This window comes from Streptomyces sp. PH9007, from assembly GCF_059813725.1.
In genome coordinates this window covers 3,732,805-3,747,505 of the sequence record NZ_CM187440.1, presented here as the reverse complement: position 1 = coordinate 3,747,505, position 14,701 = coordinate 3,732,805, and the positions used below count along the sequence as shown (strand labels likewise).

Below are 14,701 nucleotides of genomic sequence, written 5' to 3'. Positions count from 1 at the left end.
CCATGAGCGAAGAGGTACGGCTGGTGCGGTGGGGCGACGGGGACTTCTGGGTGCTGGAGGCGTGCAACACCCCGGAGATGACCGCCGATCTGGGTGGTCCGGAGAGCGCGGAGAAGCTGGCCGACCGGCATCGGCGGTACCTCGCGCTGGACACCGGGCAGGTGTTCCGGGTGGAGCTGGCGGCGACCGGGGAGACCGTCGGAACCATCGGTTACTGGGAGCACCACAGGGACGACGGCGAGGCCGAGTGGGAGACGGGCTGGGCGGTGCTGCCCGAGTTCCAGGGGCGGGGGCTGGCAGCGGCGGCGGCCCGGGCCGTCGTCGAGGTGGTCCGGGCCGCCGGGGGGCCGCACCGCACGCTGCACGCCTACCCGCGTGTGGCCAACGGCGCGTCCAACGCCGTGTGCCGCAAGGCGGGGTTCCGGCTCGCCGGGGAGGTGACCCTGGAGTACCCGAAGGGGCACTGGGAGACCTCCCACGACTGGTGGGTCGACGTGAGCGCCACGGCACGGCCCACCGCCGCTACGCCGTGACCCTGCGGACCACCGCCAGCAGATAGTCCTTCCTGTTGAGCGGGTTGTGGTCCGTGCGCTCCCGGCGCGGTGGCGGCCCCTGGACGGGCCGGTGGTGGTCGAAGTCCGCCTCCAGGGACGCCTCGCCCCGGGTCAGTCCGGGGAGTTGCTGTTCCAGGCGGTGCACGGCCGCCGCCGGGATCGCGCCCTCCAGCACGCATCCGGTGTGCTGCGTGCGCGGGGTGTCCGGCACCGCTCGCAGCCGGGCCAAGGCCGACATGACGGGGCCGAGCGTGTCGGCCGGCAGGTCCAGGCGGAAGCGGTGCATCGGCTCGTGCACCCGTGTTCCGGCCCGGCGCAGCGCCGCCATCAGCACCAGCGGGGTGAGGTGCCGGAAGTCCGCGCCCGTACTCGACATGCTCTTGTCGAAGATCGCGTGCGCGTGGCTCTGGCGCGGGGAGTACCCGGAGTGTGTCAGGGTGACGACCACGTCGGGGATCTCCCAGCCGTACAGGCCCTCCCGCAGGGTGGACCGTACGGTGTCCTCCACCGCCGCCATGAAGGCGTAGGGCATGGAGCCGAGTTCGACGCCGAGCCGGTACGTCATACCGCTGCCGACCGGCGCGGGTTCCACGCGCAGGCCGACCGTGGCCAGGAACGGGTTGCCGTCCTTCTTGTTGAACTCGACGGCCTCACCCGTTCCCGTCAGCCGTTCCACGTGAATCGTGGTCGTCTCGCGGAAGGTCGCCGCCACCCCGTACTCGTGCGCCAGGGTGGCCTGGATGACCTCCTTCTGCACCTCCCCGTACAGCGACACGGCGATCTCGCGGCGCAGGTCGTCCTGGCGCAGGTTGATCAGCGGGTCCTGTTCGGCGAGCTGGGCGAGTGCGGCGTGCAGGGTGCCCTTGTCTCCGGGGCGGCACGGCTCCACCACCGTCTCCAGGGTGGGGGCCGGGAAGTGGCCGCCGGCGGCGCCCGCCGGGACAGTGCCGATGGGGTCGCCGACCCGTACCCCGCTCAGGCCCCAGAGCTTCGCGATCTGCCCAGCCGTCACGGACGCGCGGCGGACATCCGTGCCGCGTTCCCGGTCGAAGACGCCGATCGCCGTCACCTTCTCCTCCGGGCCGCCGGGCAGCCGGTCCCGGACGGCCAGGGTGCCCGCGAACAGCCGGGCGTACGCGATCCGTTCCCCCGCCGGGCCGCGTTCGACCTTGAAGACCCGGCCGGAGACGGGTGCCGCGGGGTCGCCCGCGCTCGCCGGGAGGAACGCGCGGATGCCGCTGATCAGCGCGTCCGTGCCCTCCCCCGTGATGGCCGAGCCCTGGTACACCGGGTGGACGAGGGCGCGGCCGGTCTGGGCGGCGAGTGCGGCGTGCAGCCGGGCGCGCGGGAGGGGCCCGTCCGCGTCGAGGTAGGCGGCGAGGAGGTCGTCGTCCCGCTCGGCGAGGAGCTCGGCCAGTTCGTCGTCCGGTGCGGTGGGCGCGACGACGGCCGGGGTGAGGCGGGTGCGCAACTCCTCCAGGACGGCTTGCGGCCGGGCGCCTGCACGGTCGGTCTTGTTGATGAAGACGAGGGTGGGGATGCCCAGCCGGCGCAGGGTGCGCATCAGGACGCGGGTCTGCGCCTGGACCCCCTCCACGGCGGAGACGACGAGCACCGCGCCGTCGAGCACGCCGAGGACCCGTTCCACCTCGGCGATGAAGTCCGGGTGTCCGGGGGTGTCGATGAGGTTGACCGTGGTGTCCTCGTCGAGGGCGAAGGCGACGACCGCGGATCTGATGGTGATGCCGCGCTGCCGTTCGAGGGACATCGAGTCGGTCTGGGTATTGCCGTCGTCGACGCTGCCGATCGCGTCGATGACTCCGGCGGCGTACAGCAGCCGCTCGGTCAGGCTGGTCTTTCCGGCGTCAACATGGGCGAGGATTCCCAGGTTCACCATACGCACTGAGCGTCATGTCCTCCGTGTAGGCGGTGATGAGCTGCGGGGGCGTACGCGTTGTCCTCATGGTGGTCTCCTCGCGCGGTGAGGGGTTGATGTGCCGGTGCAGAAGTGCAGCAGACGCCCGCCGGGCGGGCAACCGGTTTAGGGGCGGGCGCGGAGCAGCCTGACGCCGGTCCAGAGCAGGTCGACGAGCACGATGTACGTCCAGATCTTGCCCGCGCCGTAGATCCAGCCGGCCGCGCCGTCGCCCGGAGTGCCGCCGTTGAGGGTGGTGAGCAGATCCTCGGTGAACAGGTCCTGGATCCAGGACAGGCCGAGGGCGAGGAGGACGAGCTGGGCGGCGGTGAACAGGGCGAGGTGGCCGCCCAGGGCGCGGGCGGAGGGCGGCGGTTTGGGGGCGGGTGTCGGCTCGGGCTCCCCGTCCCGCTCCGGCTCGGGTGCGGCGTCCGGTGCCGGTACGGGCGCGGGCTGCGGTACGGGCGCGGGCGCGGGTGGCGGGGTGTCCGCGACGCCCATGCGGCGCACGGCGGCCGGGGAGATCACCGCCCCGGACAGCAGGATCGCCGCCGCGACGAGACAGCAGGCCGTCCAGCTGGCCCGCTCGTACAGCACGCCGGCCGCGAGCGCGCCGAGCAGGGCGCCGAACAGCCCGGCCGACTCGTAGACCCCCATGCCGCGTCCGACGCGCGCCCCCGACGCCTCGGCGATCACCGCCTGCTGGATGGGCATGACGGCGGCCCAGGACAGGCCGCTGAGGATCCACAGGGCGGCGATGACGTACGGGGTGGGGGCCCAGGCCAGGCCGGTGGCGAAGGCCGTTCCGGACAGCGAGGCGGCCATGAGGACGCGGGCGCGGCCGAACCGCACCACGTACCGGTGCATGCGTTCGGCGGCCAGGCTCATGGCGATGGCGCCGGGAAGGAAGACGAAGGCGATGCTCATGACGTCCAGCCCGAACTCGCGCTGGAGCAGGAACAGCAGGAGCAGCGACAGAGCGGCCTCGGCGGTCATGGTGAGCGCGACGGCCAGCAGCATGGGGCGCAGCCGGCGGCTGACGGCCCGGATGCCGCCGCGAGCCGCGTCCGTCTCGCCAGGGGCGGACGGCGAGCCGCCCGGGGCGCGCAGCAGCAGGACGGCCGCCGTGACGCAGGCCGCCGCGCACAGCAGGAAGACGCCGGTGTAGTCGATCCGGACGAGCAGGGCGAAGCCGGTCACGAAGGCGACCCAGGAGCCGGTCTCCTGGGCGGAGAACAGGCGGGGGAAGACGGCGGAGTCGGCGGCGAGGCGTTCGCTGATGATGGCCCGCACCGCGACCCACAGCAGGGCGCCGCCGATGCCGCCGAGCGCGGCGGCGAGGTAGGCGGGGGCGGGTCCGGTGGCGAGGGCGTAGCCGGTGGCCGAGGCGGCGTACAGCAGGGCGCCGGTGGCGGCGACGCGGCGGCGGTCGCGGGTGTCGGCGAGGATGCCGGCGACCGGGCGGGCGGCGAGTGAGAACAGCATCTCGACGGCGAGCAGGATGCCGACCTCGGTGGCGCCGAGGCCGAGGGCGGCGCCGGCCCACAGGGGCAGGAGGAAGTCGAGGAGTTCGGCGGGTCCGCTGGTGAGGGTGGCGGCGAGCAGAGTGAGGCGTTCGCGGCGGGGTCCGCGCAGGTGGTCCGCCGCCTCCGCTCCGGTGTCGGTGGTCATGGCTGCCGTCCCCGCCCCCTGTCGCGTCCTCGTCCCGTCCCGTCCCCACGGGATACGCCGAACATCGTTCGACGATATTACGCCGAACGATAGCCTGAGCGTCGAGATGAGTGCGAAGGACAACCAGCGGCGCATCCTCGGGCTGCTCTGGAACGACCCCGCCACCGCGCCGCGCGGCGCGCGCGGGCCCGAGCGCGGGCTGACGCTGGACCAGATCGTGGCCGCCGCCATCGAGGTGGCCGAGGCGGAGGGCCTGGCCGCGCTGTCCATGCGGCGGGTCGCGGCCGAGGTGGGCGTGGGGACGGCCTCGCTGTACACCTATCTGCGCGGCAAGGCGGAGCTGGAGGCGCTCATGCTGGACGCGGTCGCCCTCGGCCCGACACTCCCGCACGAGTGGCCCGGCGACTGGCGGGCGAAGCTGGAGGCGTGGGCGCTGGACGACTGGGAGGCGATCCGCCGCCACCCCTGGACCCTGCACCTGCACGGCGCCGACCGGGTGCCAGGACCCAACCAGCTGCGCTGGCTCGACTCCATGCTGCGGATCTTCGAGGACACCGGGCTGACGGAGCCGGAGAAGCTGGCCGCGATCGAGTCGCTGGACGCGTACAGCCGGGGCCTGGGCCTGCTGCGGGCGGAGATCGAGGAACCGGCGGAGACGCAGGCGCAGGCGTACGACGTGGCCGACCGCAACGCGGGACTGCGGGAGCTGGTCGACTTCTCCGCCTACCCCGCCCTGCGCACCGCGATCCTGGCCGGCGGCGCCCCGTACTCCGGCGACCCGTTCCCCTTCGGCCTGCGTCTGCTGCTGGACGGCATCGAAACCCTGATCGCCGCCCGCCGGGAAGCCCCGCCCGGAGGCCCGTGAGCGCGGCCGGACACGGCATCGATCAGCGCGGGGCCGTGGGCACCTCGGTGAGGAAGAAGAGGAAGGCCATTCCGGTCGACAGCTCCTGGAACTCCTCGAACTCTCCGGGGAACAGCCGGCGGGCGGCCGGATCGGGCTGCGGCTCGCTGAGCGCGGCCCGGTGGAAGCCGGCCGCGTATCCGCTGGGATGTCCGCGCCGGCATCCACCAGGCGTGCCTCACTCCCGGCCGCGCGATCGTCTGCCGGCGGCGCCTCACAAGCAGTGCTGATCCGATCCCTCAGCCCGTACCGCCTACCAGTGCCTCGCCGAGCGGGGTGCGCCGGTAGAGCACCGACCGTCCGGACCGGGCGCGGACGAGCAGTCCCGCGCCTCGCAGGATGGCGAGGTGGTCTCCTACCGCGCCGGTTGTCATGGCGAGGCTTCGGGCGAGGTGGCTGGTACTGGCCGGGGCGTCCAGCGCCAACAGCAGCCGGGCTCGGGACCGGCCGATCAGAGCGGTCAGCGTGTCCGGCCGGGGGACGGTCTCCTGTCCGCCCCACAGGGCGGCGGTGCCGCGGGCACGGTAGACCAGGGTCCTGGGCCAGGGCCAGGGGTCCGAAAGGTGGGCGGCGATATTCGCGACGAAGACCGAAGGGATCAGCAGGAGTCCGTCGCCGGCGAGGCGGACCGGTTCGACTTGGGAGAAGTGGCCGATCTCGATACCGCCGGCTTGCCAGGTGATGCTCGGGTGCAGGCTCTCGATGGTCGTGACCCATCCGTGTTCACCGATCACACCCACCCGGTGCACGACGTCGCGCTCACAGATCGCGCGCAGTTGCGGCCAGTCCGCGGCGAGCAGCTCGTGCCAGGCCCGGTCCATCGCCTCGGCGATCCTGGAGACGGCGTCCGTCGAGTCCAGTACCGCGCGTACGCGGGGATCACGGGCGGACGGGCCGGTCGCGTGGGTGGCGATTTCGTGGCGGGCCACCTCCAGCGGTGTGGCCCGGATCGTGGCCAGGTCATCTGCCCAGGTCTGGTTGAGGCCGCGAGGGGGCGGGGCGACGAAGGTCGGTCCGGATCGCGGGTTGTGCAGGGCGAGGGCGGCGTCCAGTTCGCTCTCGCGGCGAAGCCGTTCGAAGGCCGGGAGGAGCCGGGTGGCCCAGGCTCGCGGGAGCGGTCTGTCCTGGCCGGCGAGTGAGCGCAGCAAGAGGCAGAGGTCCAGCGCGGGCGACAGCGCGAAGCGGCTGCGCAGCAGGTCCTCGACGGAGACTTCGAAGCGGAGCACCGCGCCATGCTACCGAGGGATGTCTGTTCCGATTCGTCCAGCGACGAATCATTGGTGAGTGGCGTGGGAGCACGGCGAGGCTGGGCGCGCAGGGCGAACACCGCGCCTCCACCCCACGTCTCTCCGACAGAGAGTCCTTCCCACGAGTTCCTTGTGCAAGGAGTCCTGAGCCTCGGCTCTGCCGGCCGTCGCGGATCACGTACGGGATCTTCAGACCACGAACAGCCCATGAAAGGTTCATGCCGCATGATCGATGAATTCGCGAAGGACAACAGCGAGCGCCGGGAGCTTGTGATGTCCGTCAGGCTGGTCTCGCCGTCCGCGGTGGGTGTGGATTCGCCGAAGGTCAATGACTACAACAGCTTCGCCGAGGCATACGCGGCCGTGAACGAAACCAATCTGGTGAATGCCTACTACGAGCGTCCAGCGATGCTGGCCCTCGCCGGAGACGTGGCCGGGCGGCGGATCCTCGACGCCGGCTGCGGATCGGGGCTGCTGTTCGCCGCGCTGCGCGACCGTGGCGCCCTGGTGAGTGGCTTCGATTCGAGCGCCGAGATGCTGGAGCTGGCCCGGCGGCGGCTCGGCGACGGTGCGGACCTGCGCGTGACGGACCTGGGTGGCCCGCTTCCTTACCCTGATGACACGTTCGACGATGTCGTCGCGTCCCTGGTGCTGCACTACCTGGAGGACTGGGGGCCCGCTCTGGCCGAGCTGCGGCGCGTACTCAAGCCCGGTGGTCGGCTGATCGCTTCCGTCGACCATCCCTTCGCGGTCAACCTCATGCACCGCGAAGTCGGCCGGGAGGCCGAATGCGACTACTTCGACACCACCAACTGGACCACGGAGTGGACCATAGGCGGCCAGAGCGCCCTGGTGAGCCGCTGGCACAGGCCGCTGCACGCGACGATCGAGGCGTTCACCGGGGCCGGTTTCCGGATCGAGGTCATCAGCGAGCCGGATCCTGATCCCGCCGCCCACGAACGGTTTCCCGAGGCCATCGCGGCCATGCCGCGCTTCCTGTCCTTCCTGTTCTTCGTCCTGCGGTCCGGGTAGCCCAGGGACCGGCGGAGAGAAAGGGCGGGTAAGTGGTCAGACATTCTCCCTGTACCTTTCCTTTGCTTTCGTATGAGGTCGGTAGGGGTCGTGGGGGTATGTGACGGGCCCGGGTGGGCACGTCTTCCGCTGTGCCGCCCGACACGGGGGACGGCTTCCACAGCGGAAGAAAGCAGTGAGCACATGCGCAACAGCTGTTCGAAGGTCCTGATGGCGGTCGCCGCCGGTCTTCTCCTCGCGGGCGCCTCCGCCGGGCCCGCCGTCGCCGCGCCGCAGAGCGCGCAGGCCGCCCCCGCGGCGGCCACGACGGCCACCGGCAACATCACGACCTGGATCCAGGGCAACGTCCGCAAGGGCGCCTCCACCAGCTACAACATCGCCTACACCGTCACGGCGAATCAGCAGCTCATGGGCGTGTGCTGGCTGACCGGCGGAACGGTGGACGCGAACGGGATCAGCCACAACAAGTGGGTGAAGCTCTCGGACGGCAACTACATCTGGGGCGGCCTGCTGAAGGGGAACGAGACGGGCGGGATCTCCACCAAGTGCTGAGCCCCTGACCCACGCTCCGACCGGGGGACGGGGACAGGCGCGCCCTCGATTAGGTGAATGCGGGGAAAAGTCCGTTCCGGGCGGTCTGATCGGTTCTGACGCTCCGCGTCGCTCCATCCGTTTTCCGTACTGGAGAGAACATGCGCATTCGTACCACCATCGCCGCCACCGCCCTGGCGGCGGCCGGCGTCCTCGGTTCCGCCGGTGTCGCCTCCGCCGACGCCGAGGCCTTCGGCGTCGCCTCCCACTCCCCGGGCGTGCTGTCCGGCAACGTCGTCCAGATCCCGATCGAGCTGGGCCTGAACGTCTGTGGCAACACGGTCAACATCATCGGGTTCCTGAACCCGGCGATCGGCAACGTCTGCGTCATCGACTGACGTTCTGCCCCACGCATGCGGCCGCCCGCACCCTCAGGGGTGCGGGCGGCCGTTCGTGCGGACGGGTTACGCGACCAGCTGCCGCGTCGCCTTCCCCTTGCGCGCCTTGCGGATCCGGTTCACCGTCGTCAGCGCGATGGCCGCCGCCAGCAGCGTGTACAGCGTCACCGCGATCCCGCTGTCGAACAGGATGCCGACGCTGCCCTCGCTGACCGCGAGCGCCCGCCGCAGCTCCGTCTCGGCCAGCGGGCCCAGGATGACGGCGATCAGCACCGGCGCCAGCGGCAGCTCGTACCGCCGCATCATGAAGCCCAGCAGGCCGATCCCCAGCAGCAGCATCAGGTCGAACGCCGACGCCGAGGTGGCGTAGATGCCCAGGCCGCAGAAGACCGTGATGCCCGCGTACAGGTAGTGGCGCGGCACCAGCAGCAGCTTGGCCCACATCGGGGCGAACGGCAGGTTGATGATCAGCAGCACGATCATGCCGATGAACAGCGAGGCCAGCAGCGTCCACACCAGTTCGGTGTTCCGCTCGAACAGCAGCGGGCCCGGCTGCATCCCGTACTGCTGGAACGCGGCCAGCATGATCGCGGCCGTCGCGGACGTCGGCAGGCCGAGCGCCAGCAGCGCGCCCATCGCCGAACCGGCGGTGGCGTTGCCCGCCGCCTCGGGACCGGCGACTCCCTGGATGGCGCCCTTGCCGAACATCTGCTTCTTGCGCCGCTTGTCGAGCTTCTTCTCCGTCGCGTACGACAGGAAGGTGGGAACCTCGGAGCCGCCGACCGGAATCACACCGAACGGCACCCCGAAGCCCGCGCCGCGCAGCCACGCCGGCCAGGCCAGCTTGACGTCGCCACGGCTCAGCCACGGACGCCCGGTGAACGCCACCCGTGGCGCGGGCGGGTCGCGGTGGATGCGGGAGGCCACGAACAGCACCTCGCCCAGGGCCAGCAGACCGACGGTGATGACGACGATCGACACCCCGTCGAACAGCGGCGGCAGGTCCATCGTGAACCGCGAGGCCCCCGAGGAGCTGTCGATGCCGATCAGGGCCAGCGTCAGCCCGATGACCAGCGATATCGAGCCCTTGATGACGGAGTCGGCGACCACCGTCGCGGTGGCCGCGAAGGCGAAGACGGCGAGCGCGAAGTACTCGGCCGGGCCGAACAGGCCGGCGAGGTCGGCCAGCCGCGGGGCGAAGAACACCACCAGGGTGGTGGCGATGATGCCGCCGATGAACGCGCCGATGGCGGAGGTGGCCAGCGCCTGCGGGGCGCGCCCCGCCTTGGCCATCTTGTGGCCCTCGAAGGTGGTGGCGATGGCCGAGCTGTTGCCGGGCGTGTTGAGCAGGATGCCGGTCGTCGAGTCGCCGAACAGACCGCCGTAGTAGACGCCGGCGAACATGATGAACGCGCCGGTCGGGTCCAGGCTGAAGGTCACCGGCAGCAGCAGCGCCACCGCCATCGCCGAGCCCAGGCCGGGCAGGACGCCGACGGCCGTGCCGAGCATGGCGCCGACGACGACCCACAGCAGGTTCATCGGGGTGAAGGCCCCGGCGAATCCGTCGAGGAGATGGGAGATCGGGTCCATCACAGCACCCCTCCCAGAATGCCGGCGGGCAGGTTGAGGCCCAGGCCGGCGGAGAAAGCGAGCTGGACGATGGCGGAGACGGCCAGCGACAGGCTCATGTCGAACAGCGGGCGCTTGCCGTCCAGGGCGTACGCCACCCCGAAGAAGAGGAGGGCGGCGGAGAGCAGCCAGCCGACCGGTTCGAGGGCGACGGTGAACAGCACGAACGTGCCGACGATGATGCCGACGCTGCGCCAGTCGGTGTGGGTGCGGTACTGCTGTGCCGTGGTGCGCGCGGGCTGCTGTACGGGGGCGGGCGCGGGCGCGCCGGTGTGCGCGGCGGCCTGGGTGTCCGTGGCCCCCGTGTCACCGGCCTCGGCCTCGACCTCGTCCCCGGGTGCCTCCACGCCCGGCGGCAGCGGGGGCGCGCTCGGGTGGCGGATGACCTTCCAGGCGAGCACCGCGGCGAGCAGGTACGCGAGCCCCGTGATGATCCACGGGAAGAACTGCGGCCCCGGCGAGCCGGCGGTCGGCGGCACGGTCATGGTGACGGTGCCGTGGGTCAGGAAGACGGCGAGCGCCAGCAGTACGGCCACCACGATGAACTCGCTGCGGCCCGTCCAGAAGGAGGGGGTGTCCGGCGCGGTGCCGGCCGGTTTCCCGGTTCTCTCGGTCGTGGTGGTCACAGTCCCAGCTCCTCCACGATCTGGTCGATGCGGGCGGTCTCGGTGGTGAGGAACTCCTCGAACTCCTCGCCCACCATGAAGGTGTCCTTCCAGCGGTTGCGGCTCACCGCGTCGGCCCACTCCTCGGAGGCGGCCATCTCGGTGACGATGTCCCGCAGTTCCTGGACCTCCTCCTCGGTCAGGCCGGGGGGAGCCATCACCCCGCGCCAGTTGGGCAGCGCCACATCGACGCCCTGCTGGATGAAGGTCGGCACGTCGATGCCGTCGATCGGGTCCTCGGCGGACAGGCCGAGCGCGCGGAAGCGGCCGGTCTCGATCTGGTCGGAGAAGTCGTTGTAGCCGCTGATGCCGGCGTGCACGGTGTGCGAGAGCAGCGCGGTGGTGACCTCGCCGCCGCCCGAGTACGCGAGGTAGTTGAGCTTCTCGGGGTCGATGCCCGACTCGCGGGCGAGCAGGCCGGCCAGCAGGTGGTCGGAGCCGCCGAGCGAGCCGCCGCCGACGGTGGTGCCGCTGGGGTTCTGCCGCCACGCCTCCAGCAGGTCCTCGATCGTCTGGAACGGCGAGTCGGAGGGCACCACGACGACGAGGTAGTCGTCGGCGAGCCGCGCGATGGGGGTGGTGTCGGCCATCGTGTGGTCGGAGCCGGTGACGTTGATGGCGCCGAGCATGACGGTGCCGGTGACCATCAGCAGCGACTCGTCGCCCTTGCGGCCCACGGTCTGGCTGAGGCCGATGGTGCCGCCGGCGCCCGGTACGTTCACCACCTGGACGTTGTTCACGACGCCGGAGGAGCGCATCGCCTGCTGCGATTCGCGGGCCGCGAGGTCCCAGCCGCCGCCGGGGGCGGCCGGGGCCATCAGCGTGAGGTTGGTACGGGCGCTGCCGCCGCCGGCGTGGGAGGAGGCGTCGACGACGGCCAGGGCGACCAGGGCGAGCACGACGACCCCGTACAGGCCGGCGAACACCGGCCGCTTGGGGCGCCGGATGCCCAGTCGGCCCTGCCACACCTCCCTCGCGGCGCTGCGCGGGTGGTGTTCCGGATTGCTCATGTGCACCTCAGACAGTTCAACGCATCGCGCCGCTGTCCCACAGTCCCGTTCGTGGGGGCGGCGTAAGCGGACATGCTGCCTGCCAGGTCAGCGCCTGTCTGCGGTCTCGGGGGTTAGGTCAGTTAGTGAGGGTTTTGGTCTTTGTGTTAGGCGGCTCGGGATCGGGGTCCGTGTTCAGGGAGTTGATCAGGGCGTCACGTTCCGCACTGGGTTCGGGGCGCAGCAGCCCGACGACGGTGTACAGGACGAGGGAGGTGGCCAGCGGCAGGCCGACGATCGCGGACTCGCTCGCGCCGTCCACGACATACCGCACGACGTACCAGACGCCCAGGCCGCCCGCCCACGAGACGATGGCGGCGGTGGGCCCGACCCGGCGGAACCAGGGCAGCAGGCCGAGCATGAGCGGGATGGAGATGGGCCCCATGGTGGCGGCCACCAGTTGGACGACGGTGTCCAGGACGAATCCCTCGCCGCCGGTGGTGATGGCGATGGTCATGCTGAGGGTCACGAACAGCACGGTGGTGACGCGGGCCATCACGAGCTGGGCCGCCGCGCCCAACTGCTTGACGCGGGGCACGAGTACGGGGGCGATGTCGCGGGTGATGACGGCGGTGATGACGTTGCAGTCGGAGCCGACCATCGCCATGGTGTGGGAGAAGAACCCGGCGAGCATGAGGCCGATGAGTCCGGCCGGGAGGAGTTCGACGGCGAGTGCGACGTAGGACTCCTCGCCGTTGGTGAGGCCGGGCACGATGAGCGGGGCGGCGAACATCGGCAGGAAGAGGATGAAGGGCCACACCAGCCACAGGGCGCTGGAGAGCAGGGCGGAGCGGCGGGCGGCGGAGCCGGAGGGCGAGGCCATGTACCGCTGGGCCAGGTTCCACATGCCGCCGTTGTACTCGAACGTCTTGACCAGCAGGAACGCCAGGACGAGGGTGGTGGTGACGGGTCCGGCGATGGGGTCGCCGTGGCCGTCGGGCAGGTCGCCCCACATGGCCCAGGGGTAGTCGAAGCCCAGGCGCGCGCCGACGGCGACGAGCATGACGAGTCCGGCCACCGCCTGGATGACGAACTGGCCCATGTCGGTGAGGACATCGGCCCAGATGCCGCCGATGGCGACGTACGCCATGGTGCCGATCCCGGCGATGACGATGCCCCAGGCGAGGGGGATGTCGGCGAAGCCCTGGAGGAGGACGGAGATCGCGACCCATTTGGCGGCGATGTCGACGACCTTGAGCGCGGCGCCGCTGTAGGCGAGTACCTGCTGGGTGGGCAGGTTGTAGCGGCGGGCGAGGTATTCGAGCGGGGAGTTGACGCCGTGCTTGGCGCGCAGCCGGTTCCAGCGGGGTGCGAAGACGAACGCGCCGATGCCGATGCCGAGTCCGATGGTGAGCGCCCACCACACGTACACGGTGAAGCCGTAGTCGTAGGCGACGGCGGCGAAGGCGACGAACATGACGGCGCTGTAGCCGGACATGTGGTGCGAGATGCCCGAGAGCCACCAGGGGATGCGCCCTCGGGCGGTGAAGAAGTCGGCGACGTCGTGCACGCGGTTCTTGGACCACCAGCCGATGCCGACGATGACGAGGAAGTACGCGGCCACCACGGCCCAGTCCAGAACTGACATAGAGGCGCCCTCATTCACGGATATAAACGCGGGACATTGTCATGAACGGATCGGCGCAACCGTAGTGCCGGATGTGGGCGCTGAAAAGCCCCCGCGGTTCCTGTTGTTGTGCCGGAACCGCGGGGGCTTCCCGCAGGCGGTGTGTCAGTCGCGCGTTCCTCGGTGGAAGAGGGGAATGGCGACGGCGGCCACCGCGGTGTGCATCAGGGCGAGGGTGGCCTTCGTGCCGCCGCTGGCGTCGAGGAAGACCAGCGGTAAGAAGGAGGCGGCCAGCACGCTCAGCGCGACGATCGTCCATATCCGCAGGGCGCGGGCGGTACGGCGCTCCAGGATCGCCAGCAGGCCCCAGCCGAGCGCGGCGCCGAGCGCGCCGAGGGCGATGGACCGCGGCCAGGTGATGGTCAGGGGGTCGCCGCCGTCGGACGGCAGGACGGCGAGCGCGGCGCCGCTCGCGTTGGCGATGATCCAGATCAGGGCGGTGGAGAGGCCGGCCGCCGCCACCGCCAGCGCTCGTGGCTTCCAGGGGCCGGTCCGTGCGGCGGCGGGGGTGCGGGCGGACGCGGGGGTGGGATGGGCGTCGGTCGTCATGTGTCCTCTTCCTCGGTGGGTGGAGTGGACCGCGGGCCGGCCGCCGGCCGGGGGGTGCGCGCCGGCGTCGGGGTGCGGCGGGGCGTGGGCCGGGACCGGAGAACGGAGGGGCGGCGGGCGCGCGGCCGGGGCGGGCGGGAGTCCCGGGCACCGGCTCGGCGGGGGGCCGCCGCGGTCGTCCGTCACCTAGGGGCTCGGCGGCAGGGTCGCGCTCCCGCGCGGGCGAGCGATCGCGCGGACGGGCTCGGACATGCGAACGCCTCCTGGGGGTCTCCGCGGCCGGGTGGGACCGTACCATGCCGTCCCGTTCGGCATCATCTATTTCGGAACTATTTGCATGCGGATCAACTGGCCCGACGCTGAAGGGAGTTCGTCGCGAAGGCAATCGTTCCGGGACGAGACTTTCCCGGCCGGTGGCATCTGCCTACGATGGGCGGCGTGAGCGACACCGCAGCGGACACCACCTCATCCGGCGTCGACCTGATGTCCCTGCTGTCCTGGAGCGATCGCGCGCTGTCGGCGGAGCTGGCCGCGAACCTGGCCGACCTCGGCATCACCCCCCGGGCCCACCGCGTTCTCGCCAAGGCACGCCTGGGTGAACTGACGCAGTCGCAAATCGCCGAGGCCACCGGTCTCGACAAGACCACGATGGTGGTGCTCACCGACCACCTGGAGCGGGAGGGCCTGGCCGAGCGCACCCCCTCCCCCAGCGACCGGCGCGTCAAGATTCTGGTGCTGACCGACAAGGGGCGCCGGCTGGTGCGCCGCTCCCAGGAGATCGTGGACCGGACGCACCGCGACGTACTCGACTCCCTGTCACCGGAGTTGCGGGCCGGGCTGGTGGAAGCCCTCACCCGGCTCACCACCGGCCGGCTGTCCACCTTCGCGCCCTCCGAACAGCCGCCGCGCCGCCCCAGGCGGCCGTGACCC

At 71.4% G+C, this 14,701-nt stretch carries 14 protein-coding genes; 6 read left to right on the top strand and 8 right to left on the bottom strand.

The genetic code is table 11. From position 1 onward, the window contains the following. Positions 1 to 2 precede the first annotated feature (2 nt). On the top strand, positions 3 to 533 hold the full coding sequence (locus ACTFAP_RS17225; RefSeq protein WP_500466772.1) for a GNAT family N-acetyltransferase: 531 nt from the start codon (positions 3 to 5) through the stop codon (positions 531 to 533). On the opposite strand, the gene ACTFAP_RS17220 is transcribed toward ACTFAP_RS17225, so the two are convergent. Then, positions 523 to 2,451, bottom strand: a complete 1,929-nt coding sequence (locus ACTFAP_RS17220; protein ID WP_500466771.1) for a GTP-binding protein — start codon at positions 2,449 to 2,451, stop codon at positions 523 to 525. The two genes, ACTFAP_RS17225 and ACTFAP_RS17220, sit on opposite strands and share 11 nt — an antisense overlap. A 144-nt stretch (positions 2,452 to 2,595) precedes the next feature. Further along, on the bottom strand, positions 2,596 to 4,140 hold the full coding sequence (locus ACTFAP_RS17215; RefSeq protein WP_500466770.1) for an MFS transporter: 1,545 nt from the start codon (positions 4,138 to 4,140) through the stop codon (positions 2,596 to 2,598). Positions 4,141 to 4,246: 106 nt separating this feature from the next. Between ACTFAP_RS17215 and ACTFAP_RS17210 the strand changes: the two genes are divergently transcribed. Further along, a complete protein-coding gene (locus ACTFAP_RS17210) occupies positions 4,247 to 5,005 on the top strand; it encodes a TetR/AcrR family transcriptional regulator (protein WP_390123037.1) in 759 nt (252 codons plus the stop codon). Positions 5,006 to 5,283: 278 nt separating this feature from the next. Here the strand turns inward: ACTFAP_RS17210 and ACTFAP_RS17205 are convergent, their stop codons facing one another. Next, positions 5,284 to 6,270 (bottom strand): ArsR/SmtB family transcription factor, encoded by a 987-nt coding sequence (locus ACTFAP_RS17205; protein WP_495681390.1) that lies wholly within the window; start codon positions 6,268 to 6,270, stop codon positions 5,284 to 5,286. Positions 6,271 to 6,516: 246 nt separating this feature from the next. Between ACTFAP_RS17205 and ACTFAP_RS17200 the strand changes: the two genes are divergently transcribed. The 3 genes from ACTFAP_RS17200 (at position 6,517) to ACTFAP_RS17190 (ending at position 8,252) form a co-directional block, all read left to right on the top strand. Then, entirely contained in the window at positions 6,517 to 7,323 is an 807-nt protein-coding gene (locus ACTFAP_RS17200) for a class I SAM-dependent methyltransferase (RefSeq protein WP_500466769.1), read from the top strand. Positions 7,324 to 7,506: 183 nt separating this feature from the next. After that, positions 7,507 to 7,875, top strand: a complete 369-nt coding sequence (locus ACTFAP_RS17195; RefSeq protein WP_495681388.1) for a hypothetical protein — start codon at positions 7,507 to 7,509, stop codon at positions 7,873 to 7,875. A 140-nt stretch (positions 7,876 to 8,015) separates the two neighbouring features. Next, the gene (locus tag ACTFAP_RS17190; protein ID WP_495681387.1) at positions 8,016 to 8,252 is read left to right on the top strand and encodes a chaplin family protein; all 237 of its coding nucleotides are present in this window, start codon (positions 8,016 to 8,018) and stop codon (positions 8,250 to 8,252) included. 66 nt (positions 8,253 to 8,318) lie between these two features. Here the strand turns inward: ACTFAP_RS17190 and ACTFAP_RS17185 are convergent, their stop codons facing one another. The 5 genes from ACTFAP_RS17185 to ACTFAP_RS17165 all read right to left on the bottom strand — a co-directional run bounded on the left by ACTFAP_RS17185 (position 8,319) and on the right by ACTFAP_RS17165 (position 13,771). Then, complete coding sequence (locus tag ACTFAP_RS17185) at positions 8,319 to 9,842, bottom strand: tripartite tricarboxylate transporter permease (RefSeq protein ID WP_390123048.1); 1,524 nt, start codon at positions 9,840 to 9,842, stop codon at positions 8,319 to 8,321. Beyond that, the gene (locus ACTFAP_RS17180) at positions 9,842 to 10,507 is read right to left on the bottom strand and encodes a tripartite tricarboxylate transporter TctB family protein (RefSeq protein ID WP_495681386.1); all 666 of its coding nucleotides are present in this window, start codon (positions 10,505 to 10,507) and stop codon (positions 9,842 to 9,844) included. Before ACTFAP_RS17180 ends, ACTFAP_RS17185 begins: the two co-directional genes overlap by 1 nt. After that, positions 10,504 to 11,556 carry a tripartite tricarboxylate transporter substrate-binding protein gene (locus ACTFAP_RS17175; protein WP_495681385.1) on the bottom strand — a complete coding sequence of 351 codons (1,053 nt, stop codon included), beginning with the start codon at positions 11,554 to 11,556 and terminating at the stop codon, positions 10,504 to 10,506. Before ACTFAP_RS17175 ends, ACTFAP_RS17180 begins: the two co-directional genes overlap by 4 nt. A gap of 118 nt (positions 11,557 to 11,674) precedes the next feature. Further along, the gene (locus tag ACTFAP_RS17170; RefSeq protein WP_495681384.1) at positions 11,675 to 13,183 is read right to left on the bottom strand and encodes a sodium:solute symporter family transporter; all 1,509 of its coding nucleotides are present in this window, start codon (positions 13,181 to 13,183) and stop codon (positions 11,675 to 11,677) included. 144 nt (positions 13,184 to 13,327) lie between these two features. Next, the gene (locus ACTFAP_RS17165) at positions 13,328 to 13,771 is read right to left on the bottom strand and encodes a DUF6069 family protein (protein WP_500466768.1); all 444 of its coding nucleotides are present in this window, start codon (positions 13,769 to 13,771) and stop codon (positions 13,328 to 13,330) included. A 438-nt stretch (positions 13,772 to 14,209) separates the two neighbouring features. Here ACTFAP_RS17165 and ACTFAP_RS17160 point away from each other — a divergent pair, with 438 nt between their 5' ends. Then, the gene (locus tag ACTFAP_RS17160; RefSeq protein WP_495681382.1) at positions 14,210 to 14,698 is read left to right on the top strand and encodes a MarR family transcriptional regulator; all 489 of its coding nucleotides are present in this window, start codon (positions 14,210 to 14,212) and stop codon (positions 14,696 to 14,698) included. The last annotated feature ends 3 nt before the right edge of the window (positions 14,699 to 14,701 follow it).

Bases quoted from the DNA above. Each gene is read 5' to 3' on its own strand.
- ACTFAP_RS17210 (WP_390123037.1), top strand. From the start codon at position 4,247: ATGAGTGCGAAGGACAACCAGCGGCGCATCCTCGGGCTGCTCTGGAAC.
- ACTFAP_RS17170 (WP_495681384.1), bottom strand. From the start codon at position 13,183: ATGTCAGTTCTGGACTGGGCCGTGGTGGCCGCGTACTTCCTCGTCATC.
- ACTFAP_RS17215 (WP_500466770.1), bottom strand. From the start codon at position 4,140: ATGACCACCGACACCGGAGCGGAGGCGGCGGACCACCTGCGCGGACCC.
- ACTFAP_RS17175 (WP_495681385.1), bottom strand. From the start codon at position 11,556: ATGAGCAATCCGGAACACCACCCGCGCAGCGCCGCGAGGGAGGTGTGG.
- ACTFAP_RS17200 (WP_500466769.1), top strand. From the start codon at position 6,517: ATGATCGATGAATTCGCGAAGGACAACAGCGAGCGCCGGGAGCTTGTG.
- ACTFAP_RS17220 (WP_500466771.1), bottom strand. From the start codon at position 2,451: ATGGTGAACCTGGGAATCCTCGCCCATGTTGACGCCGGAAAGACCAGC.
- ACTFAP_RS17225 (WP_500466772.1), top strand. From the start codon at position 3: ATGAGCGAAGAGGTACGGCTGGTGCGGTGGGGCGACGGGGACTTCTGG.
- ACTFAP_RS17165 (WP_500466768.1), bottom strand. From the start codon at position 13,771: ATGACGACCGACGCCCATCCCACCCCCGCGTCCGCCCGCACCCCCGCC.
- ACTFAP_RS17195 (WP_495681388.1), top strand. From the start codon at position 7,507: ATGCGCAACAGCTGTTCGAAGGTCCTGATGGCGGTCGCCGCCGGTCTT.
- ACTFAP_RS17190 (WP_495681387.1), top strand. From the start codon at position 8,016: ATGCGCATTCGTACCACCATCGCCGCCACCGCCCTGGCGGCGGCCGGC.
- ACTFAP_RS17185 (WP_390123048.1), bottom strand. From the start codon at position 9,842: ATGGACCCGATCTCCCATCTCCTCGACGGATTCGCCGGGGCCTTCACC.